General features: G+C 32.3%; 17 protein-coding genes. 5 read left to right on the forward strand and 12 right to left on the reverse strand.

Annotated features, from left to right (window positions below; translation table 11 throughout):
* Positions 1 to 35: 35 nt before the first annotated feature.
* Positions 36 to 362: a hypothetical protein gene (locus U0D62_RS12470; protein WP_322287633.1), complete on the forward strand. Its 327-nt coding sequence runs from the start codon at positions 36 to 38 to the stop codon at positions 360 to 362.
* Between the two features lie 41 nt (positions 363 to 403).
* On the opposite strand, the gene hemL is transcribed toward U0D62_RS12470, so the two are convergent.
* Genes hemL through U0D62_RS12490 form a run of 4 tightly spaced genes read right to left on the reverse strand, consistent with a single transcriptional unit; the run spans position 404 to position 3,821 of the window.
* Positions 404 to 1,690, reverse strand: a complete 1,287-nt coding sequence (gene hemL, locus U0D62_RS12475) for a glutamate-1-semialdehyde 2,1-aminomutase (RefSeq protein ID WP_322287634.1) — start codon at positions 1,688 to 1,690, stop codon at positions 404 to 406.
* Between the two features lie 6 nt (positions 1,691 to 1,696).
* Entirely contained in the window at positions 1,697 to 2,545 is an 849-nt protein-coding gene (locus U0D62_RS12480; protein ID WP_322287635.1) for a glucosaminidase domain-containing protein, read from the reverse strand.
* 7 nt (positions 2,546 to 2,552) lie between these two features.
* Entirely contained in the window at positions 2,553 to 3,494 is a 942-nt protein-coding gene (locus U0D62_RS12485) for a 1-aminocyclopropane-1-carboxylate deaminase/D-cysteine desulfhydrase (RefSeq protein ID WP_322287636.1), read from the reverse strand.
* Entirely contained in the window at positions 3,495 to 3,821 is a 327-nt protein-coding gene (locus U0D62_RS12490) for a hypothetical protein (protein ID WP_322287637.1), read from the reverse strand. It lies immediately after the preceding gene.
* Positions 3,822 to 3,850: 29 nt separating this feature from the next.
* On the opposite strand from U0D62_RS12490, the gene U0D62_RS12495 reads away from it, so the two are divergent.
* Together U0D62_RS12495 and U0D62_RS12500 are read left to right on the forward strand one after the other, a co-directional pair.
* On the forward strand, positions 3,851 to 4,021 hold the full coding sequence (locus tag U0D62_RS12495) for a DUF5522 domain-containing protein (protein WP_322287638.1): 171 nt from the start codon (positions 3,851 to 3,853) through the stop codon (positions 4,019 to 4,021).
* A 143-nt stretch (positions 4,022 to 4,164) separates the two neighbouring features.
* A complete protein-coding gene (locus tag U0D62_RS12500; protein ID WP_322287639.1) occupies positions 4,165 to 4,698 on the forward strand; it encodes a DUF4136 domain-containing protein in 534 nt (177 codons plus the stop codon).
* A gap of 107 nt (positions 4,699 to 4,805) precedes the next feature.
* On the opposite strand, the gene gwsS is transcribed toward U0D62_RS12500, so the two are convergent.
* The 5 genes from gwsS to U0D62_RS12525 form a co-directional block, all read right to left on the reverse strand.
* Entirely contained in the window at positions 4,806 to 5,798 is a 993-nt protein-coding gene (gwsS, locus tag U0D62_RS12505) for a grasp-with-spasm system SPASM domain peptide maturase (protein ID WP_322287640.1), read from the reverse strand.
* Positions 5,788 to 6,015, reverse strand: coding sequence for a hypothetical protein (locus U0D62_RS12510; protein ID WP_322287641.1), 228 nt, complete (start codon positions 6,013 to 6,015; stop codon positions 5,788 to 5,790). The genes gwsS and U0D62_RS12510 overlap by 11 nt, the downstream gene beginning before the upstream one ends.
* A complete protein-coding gene (gwsG, locus tag U0D62_RS12515; RefSeq protein WP_322287642.1) occupies positions 6,005 to 6,964 on the reverse strand; it encodes a grasp-with-spasm system ATP-grasp peptide maturase in 960 nt (319 codons plus the stop codon). The genes U0D62_RS12510 and gwsG overlap by 11 nt, the downstream gene beginning before the upstream one ends.
* A 69-nt stretch (positions 6,965 to 7,033) precedes the next feature.
* Positions 7,034 to 7,231, reverse strand: coding sequence for a hypothetical protein (locus U0D62_RS12520; protein WP_322287643.1), 198 nt, complete (start codon positions 7,229 to 7,231; stop codon positions 7,034 to 7,036).
* A gap of 341 nt (positions 7,232 to 7,572) precedes the next feature.
* Complete coding sequence (locus tag U0D62_RS12525) at positions 7,573 to 8,877, reverse strand: sulfatase-like hydrolase/transferase (protein ID WP_322287644.1); 1,305 nt, start codon at positions 8,875 to 8,877, stop codon at positions 7,573 to 7,575.
* A 77-nt stretch (positions 8,878 to 8,954) separates the two neighbouring features.
* Here U0D62_RS12525 and U0D62_RS12530 point away from each other — a divergent pair, with 77 nt between their 5' ends.
* Positions 8,955 to 9,569: a DUF4230 domain-containing protein gene (locus tag U0D62_RS12530; RefSeq protein WP_322287645.1), complete on the forward strand. Its 615-nt coding sequence runs from the start codon at positions 8,955 to 8,957 to the stop codon at positions 9,567 to 9,569.
* Positions 9,570 to 9,579: 10 nt separating this feature from the next.
* Here U0D62_RS12530 and U0D62_RS12535 read toward each other — a convergent pair whose 3' ends face one another.
* The 3 genes from U0D62_RS12535 to U0D62_RS12545 all read right to left on the reverse strand — a co-directional run bounded on the left by U0D62_RS12535 (position 9,580) and on the right by U0D62_RS12545 (position 13,688).
* The gene (locus U0D62_RS12535) at positions 9,580 to 12,189 is read right to left on the reverse strand and encodes a TonB-dependent receptor plug domain-containing protein (RefSeq protein ID WP_416135538.1); all 2,610 of its coding nucleotides are present in this window, start codon (positions 12,187 to 12,189) and stop codon (positions 9,580 to 9,582) included.
* Positions 12,190 to 13,098 (reverse strand): FecR family protein, encoded by a 909-nt coding sequence (locus U0D62_RS12540; RefSeq protein WP_322287647.1) that lies wholly within the window; start codon positions 13,096 to 13,098, stop codon positions 12,190 to 12,192. It lies immediately after the preceding gene.
* An 80-nt stretch (positions 13,099 to 13,178) separates the two neighbouring features.
* Positions 13,179 to 13,688 carry an RNA polymerase sigma factor gene (locus tag U0D62_RS12545; RefSeq protein ID WP_322287648.1) on the reverse strand — a complete coding sequence of 170 codons (510 nt, stop codon included), beginning with the start codon at positions 13,686 to 13,688 and terminating at the stop codon, positions 13,179 to 13,181.
* Between the two features lie 438 nt (positions 13,689 to 14,126).
* Here U0D62_RS12545 and U0D62_RS12550 point away from each other — a divergent pair, with 438 nt between their 5' ends.
* Entirely contained in the window at positions 14,127 to 17,483 is a 3,357-nt protein-coding gene (locus tag U0D62_RS12550; protein WP_322287649.1) for a T9SS type A sorting domain-containing protein, read from the forward strand.
* Positions 17,484 to 17,519: the final 36 nt, after the last annotated feature.

Raw genomic sequence — 17,519 nt, forward strand, 5'->3', positions numbered from 1 at the left:
TTCGAATTTAGAGACTCATTAAAAAATACTCCAATATGAACAAGTACCTATTTATTATGTGTTTTGGTCTGTTAATATTGTCATCAGGCAATATAGTAGCTCAACAAAACAATACCTCAACTCAAAGAGAAATGCCTGATGCTCAATCTCCAGAAGATTTGGTAGAGATTTACAACAAAAAACTGGGATTATCAGAACAGCAAAAAACAGCACTTCATAAGTTGTTTACTGAAAGAAAAAACAATCCAGATAAATCTGCTAGTATTAGTAAAGGAAATACTTTTGATGATAAATTAAAAAAGATATTGACTAAAGAGCAGTTTGAAAAATTCTACAAAAAAACACGAAAAGGTATCCAATAGAGATAAAAAAATAAGCCTATCGGTATCGATAGGCTTTATTTTTAAAGATTTTCTGCTACTTTGGAAACTGCTTTTATTGTATCATCAAGATCTTGATAAGTCAATGCTTCTGTAATAAACCAGGTTTCAAAGGCACTTGGAGCTATATATATTCCTTCTGATAGCATCCCGTGAAAAAACTTCTTAAAAGTATCATTGTTTCCATTGGCTGCTGTTTCAAAATCAATGACAGATTCTTTAGCAAAATGTACCGAAATCATTGACCCTAACCTATTAATTGTATACTCAATGTTATTATCATCTAAGGCTTTAGCAATACCATTATGCAAATAGGCAGTCTTTTTATTGATATTATCATAAATCTCTGGATGATTATTAAGCTCTGTTAACATAGCTAATCCTGCAGCCATTGCTAATGGGTTACCACTTAATGTTCCTGCCTGATAAACTGGTCCTAAAGGAGCAAGGTGATTCATGATTTCTTCTCTTGCGGCAAAAGCTCCTACCGGAAGACCACCTCCTATCACTTTACCAAAGGTTACAATATCAGCATCAACTCCTAAAAGTTCTTGGGCTCCACCTCTTGCAAGACGAAAACCAGTCATTACTTCATCAAAAATCAACAAGATATTATGAGTATCACATAATCTTCGTAATCCTTCTATAAACTCAGATTGCGGAGGGATACATCCCATATTACCAGCCACTGGTTCAATTATAATACAAGCAATCTCATCTTTGTTTGATTGCATAATACTTTCTACATGATCCAAGTCATTGTATCTTGCCAAAAGGGTATCTTTTGCAGTACCTGGAGTAACACCAGGACTATTAGGGCTTCCAAAAGTTACAGCGCCACTTCCTGCCTGAATCAAAAAGGAATCACTGTGCCCATGATAACAACCTGCAAATTTGATAATTTTATTCTTACCTGTATAGCCTCTAGCTAATCGAACAGCACTCATACAAGCTTCTGTTCCAGAATTTACAAATCTAATTTTATCAATATTTGGCACCATCGAAACGGCCAATGCAGCAATTTGTGTTTCAATCTCTGTTGGAGTACCAAAACTAGTTCCTTTTTTTGCTTTTTCGATAACAGCATCGACTACTGGAGCAAATGCGTGCCCTAGAATCATTGGTCCCCATGAATTAATATAATCTATTAATCTATTATCATCTTCATCAAATAAATAAGCACCTTTGGCCTCTTTTATATAAATAGGGTCTCCTCCTACTGCTTTGAATGCCCTTACAGGAGAATTAACCCCACCAGGAATTACTTTACACGCTTCTTCAAATAACGCGCTACTTCTTTTATAAATCATATGTGATTAAAATTCGTCTGATTCGTCTTCAGGAACTATTTTAAGTACCTGTCCGATTTTTATAGTATTATCCTTAAGATTATTGAAAGCTCTTAGCTCTTCAACAGTTATTTTATATTTTCTGGAAATCGAATAAAGAGTATCTCCTTTTGCAACAGTATGATCATTACTATTTGTGTCTGGTACAATTACTGTTTCTACTCTTTTTACTTTATTTCTACCTAAAACTTCTCTATCGTATTTATAAAGTTCATATCGCTGAATGATACTAATTAATTTATCTGGATATTTCTTATCTGTAGCATACCCGGCAGCTTTAAGTCCTTTTGCCCAACCTTTATAATCGTTTTTTCTTAATTTAAACAGTGCAGCATAACGCTTTCTGTTGGCCAGAAAAAGAGAATGATCCCTAAACGATTCACTAACCAGATCATATTTTCTAAAACACTCCTGAGAAAGATCATCATCATGAAAAACTCTATCTCCTTCCCAATCATGGCACTTGATCCCAAAATGATTATTTGCACGACGAGTTAAATCTCCATATCCAGCTCCGGATTCAAGAATTCCTTGTGCTAGTGTAATACTAGCCGGGATCCCATATAACTTCATCTCATTTTTAGCAATACTAGAATACTCATAGATATACCTTTGTATTTTGGCTTTATATGATAATTCTGGCAGTGGCTCTTTTTCAACTGCTTTTGGTTTTTCAACGTTCTTAATTGGTTCTTTTACTACAGCTACTTCGCGCTTTGGTGTACTTCTTTTAGTTCTAGAAACCACAGCTTTCTTATTTCCTCCACAAGAAATCAAAAATGTAGCAACGCATAATAGTATAAAAAAATTCTTCATCGTCATATCAAATCGTAATACTAGGTAGGTTCTTTTTAATCAATCTTTTATTCATTCCAGGTATCCCCTGCAAACCACCAGTGTGGATCGCTAAAATACGAGTATTTTTTGTAAAAAAACCATTTTGAATCAGCTCAAATAACCCAAAAATCATCTTTGATGTATAGATAGGGTCTAATGCGATACCTTGTTCTTTTTTAAACGTATTTATAAACTCAATAAGTTCTCTATTTATTTTACCGTACCCTCCAAAATGATAGTTTGATATGATCTCCCAGTTGCTATTTTTTGTCAACGCAGTAATATCTTTTAAAAGAAAATCTCCTTTGAGGGCAGGAAATCCTATTACTCTTTGGTTTTGAAATGAACTGTTTATCAAACCTGCAATGGTTCCTCCAGTTCCTATTGCACAACATATTATATCATATACAGAATCGTCTTTAGATAAGATTTCTTCGCATCCTTGTATGGCCAATGCATTAGTTCCCCCTTCTGGAATAAGGTAGAAATCTCCAAACTTCTCTTTTAAGGCTTCTAACAACTCCGGAGACGTTTTATCTTTATATTGTGCCCTGGTAATAAATTCCAGTTTCATTCCTGAAGCATTCGCAAAGTGCAATGTATTATTCTCTTGTAATGTATGCTGTATATTTCTTGCCAACTCTTCTCCTCTAATAATTCCTATAGTATCCAACCCCATCATTTTTCCAGCAGCAGCTGTAGCAGCTATATGATTACTAAAAGCTCCTCCAAAAGTAAGAACCTTTGCATATCCAAGTTTTTTGGCTTCGCGTAAATTATATTTAAGTTTTCTGAATTTATTACCTGAAACTTCTTTATGAATTAGATCTTCTCTTTTTATTGATAAAGAAATATGAGCATTCTTTAATACAGGATGGTGTATCTCTTGATTTTCAGAATATATCGTTTCTGAAGAAAAAATATTCATTTACCAATATTTAATAAAACTCCAGGGTTTTCGGTTTTTAAGATATAATAGGTCTTCTTCGTTTTCATAAGCTTCACGTTCAAAAGAAATGTTGCGATAAGCTTGTGGAGAGTTTCTATACTGAAACAAACGAATAACATATTCTAATAAATAAAATATATAGAATGGTACTATCAATAATTCTGCCTGTTGTCTTAGATGAATTTTTTCATGATTGATAAAGATAGGATCGTCTTTAAGATCAGCATCTTTGACAACAATAAATGGCCAAAGTGCAATACCAACAAAGTGGCGGCCTATCAAATATTTGTTAACTACGATTGGCATATTGACTGCAAGATACTATTTTTGTATTGATGAGCAATCCTAAAAAAATACTAAAGCCAGAAGAAGGAGATTATTATCTAACACCTGAGGGTTATCGCTGTTTTACTGAACAGTATCATCTTAAAAGAGGGTACTGCTGTGAGAGTGGCTGCAGGCATTGCCCTTATGGTTATGATAAAAAAACAAATCGGTATTCTTAAAATATACCACACCGGATTTAAAACTTACCGATTACGAGATCTTTAAAACTCTATTTAAGACATTTAAAGTCTACTAAACTGGTATGGTTATTGTGGCTTTCTGTTATAAAAAATCTATTGTTAAACATATAAAATTCAGGATTATGAAATTTTTCTCTCTTTTATCATTAATCCTTATTATAACCTTAAGTTCTTGCACAACTGTGCGTGTAGCTTCAGATTATGATAAGCAAACTAACTTTAACTCTTATAAAAGCTACGCTTTCTTTAAACCGGGAATCGACAAAGCCGAAATAAGCGATTTAGACAAAAAACGTATTCTTAGAGCTATTGAAGCGGATATGACGGCAAAAGGGTTTACCAAATCCAGTAATCCTGATGTATTAGTTAGTATTTTTACCAAGACAAAAGAAAATGTAAACATCTACCAGAATAATTTTGGAGCAGGATGGTATGGATGGGGATGGAATCCTTGGTTCTGGGGAACTGGTTATAATACTGTTTCTAGAACCACAGAAGGAACTCTCTATATTGATTTAATAGATGCCAATAAGAAAGAGCTTGTATGGCAAGGAATGGGGACTTCTGCACTGACCCAAAATGTAAATAAAAAACAAGAAAAAGTTAACGAGATTGTTACTGCGATTATGGAGAAATATCCTCCACAGCAGAGATAATAATAAGGTCATAACAATACAAGTCTGAACCGGGCAAATAATTTACCTGGTTCAGACTTGTCTGTTTATATATTATTTTGATCACAAAATTTGTGAAAAATTTAATTCTAACCTCCTACAGCTGTTTTAACCATACAACTCTCCTCAAAAAAATATCCTTTATCAACATTATATTTAGGCAGTCTATTATCAACACACATATATCGGTATTCACAATTTTTACATTCTTCAATCTTGTCCTTATGTACTCCCCAATACTTTTGAAAATCAGATGAATCTATAATATATTTTAGATCATCTAAATCCAGGTTATTTATATTCCCAAATTCATCATTACATTCGGGTGCGTTTTTGAGAATTCCTTTTTCATTTACATAAAGCTTCTTATTAAAATAGGTATTATACTTCTGCGATTCATTAAACAATAATGAATTAACAGTAAAAAACGCTTCTTTTCTAGCAATGAAATTCAGTTTATTGACAATTATTATTTTTTCCGAACTAAAAATTAACTCTTTATCAGAAAACAAAAAAAGAGTCTCTATTCGTTTATGAGCTTCTATCAAATCAATATAATTACTAATATCCTTCTCCACTTCTAGATCTGCTTCAAAAACAATGGAATATATTGATGAAGTTGCCAAAAGATCAAGAATATATCCTATCACCTTTACAGGCTTTTTCATCTTAACTCTTATATACAAATGTTCACAACCGAGTTCTGACAGAAGTTCAAATATCTTTGGCAGCACCGTCAAGGTAACTTCACTAACATCAATTATTGAATTTGAAATTTTTGCAGGATAATCCCATTGCTTAGATATTTTAGGAAACATTTCTTTTTCGTCCTCATCCAATATAAATGCCAATTCTTTATCAATCAAAAACTGAATATACTCAAGAATGATATGATGGTTTTCTTTTCCTGTCAATCGATATAAATCAGTTAGGTTATTTGTATCAAACAATTGAATAAAATCATATAGATCATTGGGGATATCAATAAAATCTCCTCGTTGTAAATCATAAACTCCTGATTTATGTTCTCCTTTAACTGGTATGCAATTAGCATATAATGAGATATATTGTTTATTTTTCATTACGAAGTGGACATTGAATTGTAATTGCCTTATAAAACGATCTTTTGGAAGCATATCTATCTTGATATTTTGATATATGCACACGATGGGTTATGAGTTTTTTTGAAAAACTGCTAATAGATGTTATCTCAGATAACTGCAATAAAACTGGCAATTCGGCTTTTTGATTTTTCTTGATTTTTTTTAATAATACTTCTGCTTCTTTTTCAGATATCATATTGCGCTAGTTTTTGAGCTATTTTTTTCTCTAATTGATAGTTACAGGGATAAGACACCATCCCAAATTGACCTATAGGATTTACCTCCAGAAAAATGTATTTTTTTGATGGCGTATATATCAAGTCAAACGAACAACTATTTAAGTTTAACTGTAAAGCCAGCCTTTTTAATTTATCACCTATTTCTTCTGGTAATTGATAGGGCACATTTCTATTAGGTTTTCTGTTGTTATATTTTCTAAAGTCTACAATAGTCTGTTCATCAGTTTGTGAAAAAATAGCCATAGAATGTAGCTCTTTTTCGATCATATAGCTACGTATTTCAATTTTTTTAGGTATCTGTTTTTGAAATAGACTTGTACCAAAAATATCATTAAAACCAGGAGTGTTTTTTTCATCAACTACAGTAGTATAGTTAGGTAACCAATAGGTATCTCCATAAAAATTTATAGGATTTCGGATTGCTTTAGTAATTAGATCGCCTTTTTTCAAAGAAGTTTCTACTTCAGTTTTAGAATTAGTTATCAAAGTTTCGGGAATATCTAATCCTAAATCCCTTGCCATTGTTAAAACAATCAGCTTATTTACTTTTTTATAATTATAATTATTTATGGTATATTTTTCGTTTAGTAAATAATGTAAATACTCATACAACTCATTATTTTCCTTTTTTAAAAAATCATTGATTTTGTCAGACACAAAATCCCCCGATATAGAAGCGTTATCAATTTTAAAATTCCCTCTTCTGTACCATACTGATTTTATTTCTTTAAAATTAATCTTAATTCCGGAACAGGTAAGGTATACATCTGAGGTATTAATATCTATTGAAATATTATCAATCAATTCATTATTATTAAGTAATATATACTTTTCACCTAAATGATGTAACCACCTGATAATATCAATAGTGCTCTCATCTTGTTCTATGGATATAATTAATATCATATTATAATTACTTAAACAGAAATCACTCAATTTATACATAGATAAACTGAGTGATAACTTCACTGTTACTTAATCTTCATAACCATCAGTACCATTACTCATCCCGTCTACATATGTACCAATACTACCTGTGCGGTGTAGCACAACATCTCCTTCTACGTGAGCCCAATACACTCCGTGTCCATAATATAAACCACCAGTAGTGTTTTTCATTTCTTCTTTAGATACCTCAAAGTTTTTTAATGATTGCATTTTTTTAGTCTTCATAATTCTTGAATGATTTTTAAATTTATTATGCTTACTCTTTATTCATAATCGGATTTTCAGCTCCCTCCAATTTAGATCGATCTATTAATAAGTGCACTAAATCAAATTTCATTACCCAACTATAAAAAAAACTTTCACCGTGTTTTATAATTTTCCTTTACAAACAAAACAACCAACCAATAATTAAACAATTTTAAAACAAGCCTAATCAGTAGTCCCAAAACATAAAGAAGGAGGTTGAAACAACAACCTCCTTCTTTATTATATCAAAAACTGGAGCAATACACTCCTAATGTATTTAAGGGTTTTATCTATCAATAAAAGTTCAATATTACTATTTTTTACTCCCTTATTCCCTGAGCTTTAAGCTCCAGGTTTTCTTTAGAGATCATTTCATCATTATTAAGACCTATTAGCAATAAATCTTCCTCCTCATAAGGATCTTCTTCTAGATTATAAAATCTTTCTTCTCCAGTATTAAAGACAATTAATTTATAGGTCTCATCTCTAATTGTATATCCATTTCTAGGCAATCCTTCAATCTCTGAGTAAGCAATTGTTCTTTTTCCCGTATCAGAATTAGTAAATAATGATTTAAAACTTATACTATTATTGACTTCTGAAGTACCTGTTCCTGCAATATCAGCGATCGTTGCAAATAAATCTGTAGTATTAATCATATTGGTTTCGATTTCATTTCTTCTGCTAACCTGAAAACCTGATACGATCATTGGCACGTTTATACCTCCTTGAAACAATGTCCCTTTTGCCGTGGTTCTTCTATATGGGAGTTGCGCAACCTGATTAGGAGTTCCATTATCTCCAATAAAAATTATAATAGTTTTCTCCTTTTCTTCATCTGACATCGAATTTAAAAATCGTCCTATCTCTGAATCCATTGCCTCGAGAGCTGCCATATAATAAGGCAATGGGTTTGCTTCTATTGAAGCACTATCACTTGGCAAATCTCCTTGAGTATGTAAATCAGATGGTGGCAGATGAAATGGGGTATGAGGTGCATTATATGCTAACCATAAAAACCAGGAGTTTTCTTGTTCTCCTACCCAATCTATTGCTAAATCAGTAATCTTAGTTGTTATATACTCTGTAGATTGTGAAGTAATTCCATTTTGAGTAAGTTGCCAGTTCCAATAAGATTGTACTCCTCCTTCTAATAACCCTGCATAATGATCAATTCCCATGTCATTAGGGTGAGTCGAAATATTTGACAAATGCCATTTACCAATAACTGCATGATTGTACGCGTCTAACGCATGATCATCCAAATATTTTTGAATTGAGATTTCAGCAGTTGACACCTCATCCCCAACCTCTAATACCCCAGTTTCAACTCCATACTTTCCAGTCAAAATACTTGCTCTAGTAGGAGAACAAGTTGGTGCAGACCAAAGATTATTAAACCTTACACCACTATTTATTAACCCTTGTAGGTTTGGCATATGCGGCTTGACACTACCCTCTGAAAAACCGGGTGTAGCATCAAGCCCCATATCATCTGCTATAATTAGCAAAATATTAGGTTTGACTAACTCTGTAACAATAGGTTCGTTTTCGATTATATCATCATTTTTACAAGACAAAAGGGATATAATAAATGCGAATAAAATAAAGTAGATATTTTTCATAGCTTATTAGACAATAAAAAATATAAAAGGTTTAATATATTTTTATGTACATTTATAAATAACTTGACCCATATGACATGCGTAACTTTCTTCTAGGAGCATTAATAGCTGCATTCATAGCTTTAAGCATCAATTTTCTAATTTCACATTCTAGATCTCAAAAAACAGAGTTGGAATCTTCAGATCTTATATTAAATCAGATAAAAAATGTTGGGAAATTAGTGGTTACAGAAGGCCATTTTTCTGAGGTTATTACCTACAAGGATGCCAAAAAATTTTATTTAGACATCTTAACAGCAGAAAAAAAAGCAATTGTAGTAGTAAACGCTACAGTAACCATATCTTATGATTTAAGCAAGATCAAGCATTTGATTGATAAAGATTCGAAAACATTAACCATAACTTCCATTCCAGATCCAGAGATAAATATTAATCCCGATATCAAATACCATAACTTAGAAGAGAATTTTTTTAACCAATTTACTCCAGAAGATCACAACCTAATACAAAAACAGGTCATTGAACAATTGAATAAAAAAGCAAAAAAATCTTCTCTCAATACTAATGCTCAAAATCGTCTAATCAGTGAGCTTCAAAAAATCTATATCGTAACTAATTCTCTAGGGTGGACTTTAAAATTTAACGAGACTTTAATTGATGGTTCTAAAAATATTGAAGAATTGTTGCCTTAATCATTATGTTTTAAAAATTTACTCTAAAAGATAAATTAGGTGTAATCCCCGAAGAAAAAGTATCTATTTCTTGCAATAACGCCTTGGTTCCGGCTGGATTGCTATTATCTAATCTAATAGCGTATATACGATTTAAAATATTTTTTCGGTCATATAAATTGAATAAAGAAAACCCTATTTTCCCTTTCCATTTTTGGTTTTTAGAAAAATTGAATTTGTAAGAGGCTGAGAAATCTAGGCGGTGATAATCATCAAGGCGTTCACTATTTACTCTTTCATAATCTATAAAAAAGGCTGTAGTTGTTTCTCTAACACCACGAGCAGGAGTAAATGGTCTTCCCGTTCTGATATTCCAACCTAAGGAAAACTCAAAATTATCTAATTGATAAGAATGTACCCAAGAAAAATAGTGGGTTATATCAAAATTCCCAGAAAACGAAATTCCATTATTCACCTCAGGAAATTTAAAATCCTGATTCCCCCAAGAATACCCTATCCAAGTTCTATAATCGTGAATTCGTTTTTTAAGTAATACATCCACTCCAAAAACATCATTTTTCCCTTCTGTGAACCCAAGAACACCATTAAAGCCGTTAACAAATGAAGTCAAGCCTTCGGTAGTTTTATAATAAGTGTCTACATCTAAATACCACTGATTTTTACTAAACTCGAAACCTCCAGAAAATTGCCTACTGCTCAAGTTGGATATAAAATCCGGGTTTGCCAATAACCAAACCTGATTATCCAGGTTAAAATCATTAGGTAAATAATTAGATACCTGACTGATCACCTGATTTTTTACTTCTGCAGAGAGTCTTGCTTTTAAGTTCTTATGTAACTTAACATCAATATTTAATCTAGGTTCTAAAAAATAATCATCAATTACAGAAAAACTATTAACTCGCAACCCCACATTAATATTCACCTTTTTACCCAGGTTAGCTCTATATTCTCCATAAACCGCATGAGTAACATTATGATTGATATCATCAAATGTGAAATTTTCAGCAGAATAATCTGCAGTATACAACACTTTATTTGTAGAAAACTCGTATCCAGAAACAATACTACTCGTATTATCAATCTTCCAGTCTGTATGAATATTAAATCCTACATCCCGAATACTATTTTTCTCTACGATATCATTTTCAAACAAAACAAAACCATCATCAGCAATAACATCTCTTTCTCCCTCATAATCAAAATCAAAATTAGAAAAGTACGCCTGTATAGAATGTGAAAAGCTATCATCCCATTCTTTATCCCAAGAAAGGTTCAATCCTCTATTTACAAATTCTAAGTTATCATTTTGACGATCATCAAACACTTCATTAAACCCTGCTACATTGAGCACATTAAATGTATAATCTAGTTTGTTATTTGTAAAAATGGTACTTGCGACTATTTTATCAGAATCGGTAGGTTTTGCGATAGCTTTAACCGTGTAATCATTAAAGTAAAATACATTCTCACTTTCGGTCATTTCCTGACTTAATGCTTCATTATCCAAAAAGAAACGTATCGTTTGAAATGCTCGATCAGAATAACTTCTATAGGTTGTTGTTTCTAAAAAATCTGTAAACGCTCTTCTTCCAGATATTATAAGGCCAAAATCTTCGGTTATAGGGGTTTCAATAAAAGCATCTATATTGGTTAAATTAAAGCCAAAACCTGCACCGAAATCATCTGGAATTTCATTTTTAGATTTGATATCTATCACTCCAGAAACCCTACTTCCGTATCTTGCTTCTGTTCCTCCCCTATATAATTTTACATCCTCGGTTATATATGGATTAAAAATAGATATCAGATCAAAGAAATGTCCAGAACTATACATTTTGATCCCGTCCCACAAAACCAAATTATGATCTGGTGTACCACCGCGAATAAACAATCCAGAAGCAGTTTCATTAGGACTTTGAATACCTGGTAAAAACTGGAGTGTCTGTAATACATCTGGCTCTACCAATCTTGGTAAAATACCAAGTTTGCTTGGGTCAATATGTACTGCACCTGTAACACTATCTCGAGAAGTTCCTGAAGTTACATACTCGGTAATATGAACTTCACCTAGATTAAAATTATCTTCTGAAAGAAAAATTTTCCTACATTCTTCACTACTTAAATCCTTAGCTTTAAAATCGCGTGTTCTATATCCTAAAAATCGAAGACTGATTATATCTTGAGGTTCTGACAAAAACATCTCAAAATACCCAACTTTATCTGTAGTGACAGTCGTATTGGACTTTGTTATATTTGTTACTGTAGCTCCTGAAAGAGGTTCTTTTGTCATATCATCAATTAGATACCCGCAAATACTAACCTTTCCTTTTTTACTTTTTTTCCTAATTACATAATATCGTTCATTTACCTTTTCAAAAACCAACGAAGTCTGAGATTGTATTTTTTGGAGAATGTTACTTAGGATATCAGTTTCATTTATCGATATTCTTTCGTTTTCTACATTTTGGGCATTAAAAGAAAATCTTACATCGTAAGATTTTTCTATATCCTCCAAAATTATTTTTAATGGGGTATCCTTATACTCTAACTTTATAGTTTTTTGAGAAAATGTGTTAAAGTATACAAGTAAAAAAAAGTAAAAAAAAATTTGCTTCATTTATTCCTTAGCCAGAACTATATTATTTTCGTCGCTAAAGGTATATGAAATTTCCATAGGAACAAAGATAGTTTTCAAAGCTAATTCTAAATTCTCGTGTGTAAAACTTCCTGTAAATCTCTGATGATCATCTATATGCTCTTTGTCAATTTTTATTTCAAATTGATTTTCAAGGGATTTTATCACCTGATTTAAAGGAGTATTAGTAAATGTTGTCTCTCCTAATAACCATCCTGGAGTACTAGATTCTATTTTCCAGTTTTCTATCTTCTTATCAGCAATTCTAAATGCATCTCCAGCATTTAAGATGGCCTCTTCATCATTGGCTCCAATTACTTTTACCTTCCCTTCATGGCAGGTAATTTCAAAATAGCCAGGTTGAGTATTTACGTTAAATTGTGTTCCAAGAACCTGAACTTCTCCGGTTTCAGTGACAACAGTAAATCGAGAACCTTTTTCAACTTTAAAAAAAGCTTCTCCTTCTAATTTCAATTTCCTGTTATTTTTCCAATCCAATTCTTTATAACTCAATTTGGAAATTGCATTCATTTTAACTTCAGAACCGTCGGGAAGTTCAATTGTAGCTACTTCACCATATCCCGTAGTATACTTCACTGAACTATCTACAAAATAAAAAACTCCTAACAATAAAGCAATCGAAGCAACTGCTCCATATACCCAGCGAGGAATAAAAGAAATTACTTTATCCCTTTTTTGAAGATTTTCTTGAATATCATTAAGCATTTCCTCTTTATTATAAACAGGAGGACTTAACTTATCTATTGTATCTTTTATCGTTACATACTTAGTATAATCTTCAGACTTTTCAAATGCATCCTTCTCCTGAAGAGAAAGATCATTATTAAGCCATCTGGCTAAAAAAGTTTCATCTGAATATGGATTCTCCATTGTATGCTCTAAATTTTATTCGTTTTTATTATTGCCTTTTTATATATAACAATCTTAATCTAAGATACCCTATTTTTATTTTACAAAATATCTCCTAATTTTTCTCTTAAGCCTAATAATGCGTAATGTATTCTTTTTTCTACACCTTTTACAGTTATACCAGAAATCTCAGCTATCTCCTTATATGACTTCTTATCAATCCTGGATAACAAAAAAGCTTCTCGCTGTTTAACCGGTAAATCATCAATAGCGTTTTTAAATTTACTCATAAATTCTTTCTCTTCAATTAAAAATTGAGGATCTTGATTACTAATATCTGATCTGGGTATTTGTTGATATTTGAGCACTACTTTTTGATGAGCTATATAGTTAAGAAGATTATTTCTTGCTACAGTATACAAATAAGAAATTGCTTTTTCAAAAGAGACTTTCTCACAATTTTTCCAAAGCTTTATAAAAGCATCCTGAACAACATCTTCTGCCTGTTTAAGATCCCCAGACTTATAATAAATAAAGTTTCGTAATGATTCTGAATTATCATTAAAAATTGACTCAAAGTTTTCTTTTTCACAGACAGACTTCTTCTCCATAGATGCCTCGAATATATTTATTTTATAGAAATTTCAACGATTCAACTACAATTATTTTTAAAAACTTCCCAATTTTTAAGTATCCTCAGGTACTAACGTAAAAATCTACACAGATGTTTTACAAAACAAAAATTATTTAAAAATTATCCACTTTATATTTATCGTTATCAAATTAAGATAATATAGTATTATTTTAGGGTAATATATTAGTACAAAAATTCAAAAATGTATTTTATGTTTCGCATATCATAAAGTAAACGTTAAAAATGTAATATTTTAGTAGGGTTTTTACTTCTTAAACTGTTTATAGTTATAAATAACTATAAACATTAAAAAGCTTGATGCATTTTTAACGTTTATTCGTATAAATAAAAATAGATAACAAGGATTTTATTCTTACTATCTATTAAATATTAAAATCAAACTAACTAAGCACTCATGAAAAAAATTATTTTTATTTTAATTGTATTGGTTTCTTATGCAGGGATTTCTCAATACAATGAAAACGCTCCCTGGATGCAAAATCTCCTTACCCAGAGAAAATCTTCTAATAATAACAATCCTATTAAGTATCAAGAAATAGTTGATGCTTTTGATAACTACTGGAAAAACAAAGATCATACTAAGAAAGGCTCTGGTTATAAACCCTTTATGCGTTGGGCTACTTACTGGAAAGATTTTGTAAAAGAGGATGGTACTTTACCTACTCCACAAGAAATGCAAGATGTATGGAATCAAAAACGAGCTATGCAAAGTAATCTTGCAGATGATAGCAATTGGCAATCATTAGGGCCTTATGTGCATACAAATACAGGATCATGGTCTTCAGGTCAAGGTCGGGTTAATGCAATTATTATTGACCCAAATAATTCAAATACATACTACGTAGGGACTCCAGCAGGAGGAATATGGAAATCTACAGATGCAGGTGTTACTTGGGCACCATTATCTGATGACTTATTACAAATTGGAGTTTCTGCAATAGCAATTCATCCAACAGATCCAAATATCATTTATATAGGTACTGGAGATGATGATGCTTCAGATACTTATAGTATTGGAGTATTGAAATCGACTGATGGAGGAGCAACTTGGAATAGTACAGGACTTACTTTTAACAATAGTTCTTCTCTTATTAATGAAATATATCTAGACCCCTCTGATAGTAACAAAATATTTGTTTCTTCTAACACAGGGTTTTACAAATCCACTGATGCAGGTGTTAATTTTGCTCGAACACTAAATCAAGATTTGGATGACATGAAATTAAAACCTGGAAATTCTAACATTATCTACGCAGCGACAAACAGCAGAGTATATAAGTCCACTGACAATGGAGATAGTTTTCAACTATCTTCTACAGGATTACCAAGTACTGGAGGTAGAATTGCGTTAGCAGTTACAGCCAATGCTGCTAGTAACGTATACGTATTAAGTACTACTACCGGATTTGCCTTTCAAGGGGTTTTCAGATCTACTGATGATGGAGCAACTTTTACTAGATTAGATAATGCAAGTACTGATTTATTTAATGGATCAACTCAAGGGTGGTATGATTTAGGATTTGAAGTATCAGATACTGATCAAAATATTATTTACGTAGGTACCGTTGATATTTACAGATCTACAAACGGAGGAACTTCTTTTTCCAAATGGAATAGTTGGAACGCTCCTGCAAGTGCAACATACACTCACGCTGATATTCATATGATAAGAGAGTTTAACGGTGTAATGTTCTTTGGTACTGATGGAGGAATTTATCGTTTAAATGGTAGTTCTACAGAGGATTTAACTGAAGGGTTAGCAATCGGTCAATTTTATCGTCTTTCTGTATCTTCTCAATCTTCGGCTAATATGGTAGGAGGTTTACAAGATAATGGAGGGTATGCTTATAGTGGGAATAATTGGAAAAATTATTATGGTGCAGATGGAATGGATACAGCCGTAGACCCCACTAATCCAAATAAATATTATGGATTTATACAAAATGGAGGTGGTTTATACTTTTCAAATGACGCTGGAGCTTCTTTAGCAGGAAGTATTAACGGTCCCGAAAACGGAAACTGGATTACTCCTTTAGCAATGAATAAGGAAGGAGAACTATTTGCTGGTTATTCACGATTTTATAAACTTGTAGGCTCTTCTTTTCAAGCAGTTTCACCTTCATTCATCTCTCGTTTAAGAGGAATAGAAATCGATCCAACAAACAGCGATATCATATATGTTTTCTTTGATAATCGTTTATATCGAAGTGCAGATAGAGGTGTTACTTTTGAAGCTAAAAATATTTTTACAGATGGTAATATTACCAGTGTTGCAGTTAGTAGCACAAACAACTCAGTGGTATATGTAACCACCAGTAGTAATGTACATAAATCAACGGACGATGGTACAAGTTTTGCCAGCATTTCTTCAAACTTACCTAATGACACCAAATTAATAGTTAAGCATCAAGGGCTTCATCCGGATAACCCTATATATGTTGGTACTAGTTTAGGTGTATACAGACTAGATGATACTTCTACCGATTGGGAACCATTTTTAAACAACTTACCTAATGTTGCGGTAAGAGATTTAGAAATTAATGTAACAGACGGTAACATTACTGCTGCTACTTATGGGCGTGGAGTATGGAGATCAGATATGCCGTTGCAAGCTGCTCAAAACGAAGCAGGATTAATATCAGCTGATATTGGTGGTTCTTTAGCTTGTGGTACAATCACTCCTAAAGTTACAGTAAGTAATTTAGGTTTGAACGCAATTACTAGTTTTGACATCAATTATTCATTAGATGGAGGTGCTGCGGTAGCACAATCCTGGAGTGGAAATCTTGCTAATGGAAATACAGTTGAAGTGACACTTTCACAAGTTGATCCTGGTGCATTAGGAAATCATAATATCGAATTCGAAATTATAATGCCAAATGATGCATTTCCAGCAAATAATAAGCAATTCATATCCTTTGATAAAAACAATAACGCTCCAATAACTGTCAATGATTTTGAAACAACCAATGATGTTTTATTAACAGGAGGATCTACATTATGGGAACGGGGTGCGCCTTCTGGAACTATTTTAAATGCAGCTGCATCAGGACAAAACGTTTACGGTACAAATCTAGCCGGAACCTATCCTAACAATGCGGTCAGCTATTTAATATCTGGATGTTATGACTTAACCTCATTACAGGATCCTATATTAAAATTTGATATGGCATTTGATTTGGAAACTGATTGGGACTTTATGAATGTTGAATACTCTACTAATAATGGTCAGAGTTGGTCTATTCTTGGAGCAGCAACGGATCCGAACTGGTATAATAGTGATAGACTTCCTAATGGTACAGATTGTACTAATTGTCCTGGAGCACAATGGACAGGAACCGATGGAACATTTAAAGAATATAGCTATGACTTAGCTGCTCTTACTAATGAAAGTAGTTTTATTTTTAGATTCAACTTTGTATCCGATGGAGCTGTTCAACAAGAAGGAGTTGTGATTGACAACCTTGTAATAGAGGGAACATTTCTTAGTGTAGATGATTTTACAAACCGTCCAGGTTTTACTCTTTTCCCTAATCCATCTAAAGACATATTCACCATCCAATGGAGAAATGCTTCTGAAGCCTCTTATGAAGTATACGATGTTTCAGGAAAAATGATTGCCAGCAAGAACAATATTGAATCATCTGATCGTCAGATTCAATTAGATATGTCTTCTTATTCTAAAGGAATGTACTTTATAAAAGTTTCTTTGGACAAAAATGAAATAACACAAAAATTGATTAGAAACTAAATACTTTTTAGTCCCAAAATCATATCTTTTTTAATT

Origin of the sequence: Aquimarina callyspongiae, assembly GCF_034322225.1 — a bacterium.
Classification (GTDB): Bacteria; Bacteroidota; Bacteroidia; order Flavobacteriales; family Flavobacteriaceae; genus Aquimarina.

Excerpts from the sequence above, each read along its gene's own strand:
- U0D62_RS12470 (WP_322287633.1), top strand. The coding sequence starts at position 36 with ATGAACAAGTACCTATTTATTATGTGTTTTGGTCTGTTAATATTGTCA.
- hemL (WP_322287634.1), bottom strand. The coding sequence starts at position 1,690 with ATGATTTATAAAAGAAGTAGCGCGTTATTTGAAGAAGCGTGTAAAGTA.
- U0D62_RS12480 (WP_322287635.1), bottom strand. The coding sequence starts at position 2,545 with ATGAAGAATTTTTTTATACTATTATGCGTTGCTACATTTTTGATTTCT.
- U0D62_RS12485 (WP_322287636.1), bottom strand. The coding sequence starts at position 3,494 with ATGAATATTTTTTCTTCAGAAACGATATATTCTGAAAATCAAGAGATA.
- U0D62_RS12490 (WP_322287637.1), bottom strand. The coding sequence starts at position 3,821 with ATGCCAATCGTAGTTAACAAATATTTGATAGGCCGCCACTTTGTTGGT.
- U0D62_RS12495 (WP_322287638.1), top strand. The coding sequence starts at position 3,851 with ATGAGCAATCCTAAAAAAATACTAAAGCCAGAAGAAGGAGATTATTAT.
- U0D62_RS12500 (WP_322287639.1), top strand. The coding sequence starts at position 4,165 with ATGAAATTTTTCTCTCTTTTATCATTAATCCTTATTATAACCTTAAGT.
- gwsS (WP_322287640.1), bottom strand. The coding sequence starts at position 5,798 with ATGAAAAATAAACAATATATCTCATTATATGCTAATTGCATACCAGTT.
- U0D62_RS12510 (WP_322287641.1), bottom strand. The coding sequence starts at position 6,015 with ATGATATCTGAAAAAGAAGCAGAAGTATTATTAAAAAAAATCAAGAAA.
- gwsG (WP_322287642.1), bottom strand. The coding sequence starts at position 6,964 with ATGATATTAATTATATCCATAGAACAAGATGAGAGCACTATTGATATT.
- U0D62_RS12520 (WP_322287643.1), bottom strand. The coding sequence starts at position 7,231 with ATGAAGACTAAAAAAATGCAATCATTAAAAAACTTTGAGGTATCTAAA.
- U0D62_RS12525 (WP_322287644.1), bottom strand. The coding sequence starts at position 8,877 with ATGAAAAATATCTACTTTATTTTATTCGCATTTATTATATCCCTTTTG.
- U0D62_RS12530 (WP_322287645.1), top strand. The coding sequence starts at position 8,955 with ATGCGTAACTTTCTTCTAGGAGCATTAATAGCTGCATTCATAGCTTTA.
- U0D62_RS12535 (WP_416135538.1), bottom strand. The coding sequence starts at position 12,189 with ATGAAGCAAATTTTTTTTTACTTTTTTTTACTTGTATACTTTAACACA.
- U0D62_RS12540 (WP_322287647.1), bottom strand. The coding sequence starts at position 13,098 with ATGGAGAATCCATATTCAGATGAAACTTTTTTAGCCAGATGGCTTAAT.
- U0D62_RS12545 (WP_322287648.1), bottom strand. The coding sequence starts at position 13,688 with ATGGAGAAGAAGTCTGTCTGTGAAAAAGAAAACTTTGAGTCAATTTTT.
- U0D62_RS12550 (WP_322287649.1), top strand. The coding sequence starts at position 14,127 with ATGAAAAAAATTATTTTTATTTTAATTGTATTGGTTTCTTATGCAGGG.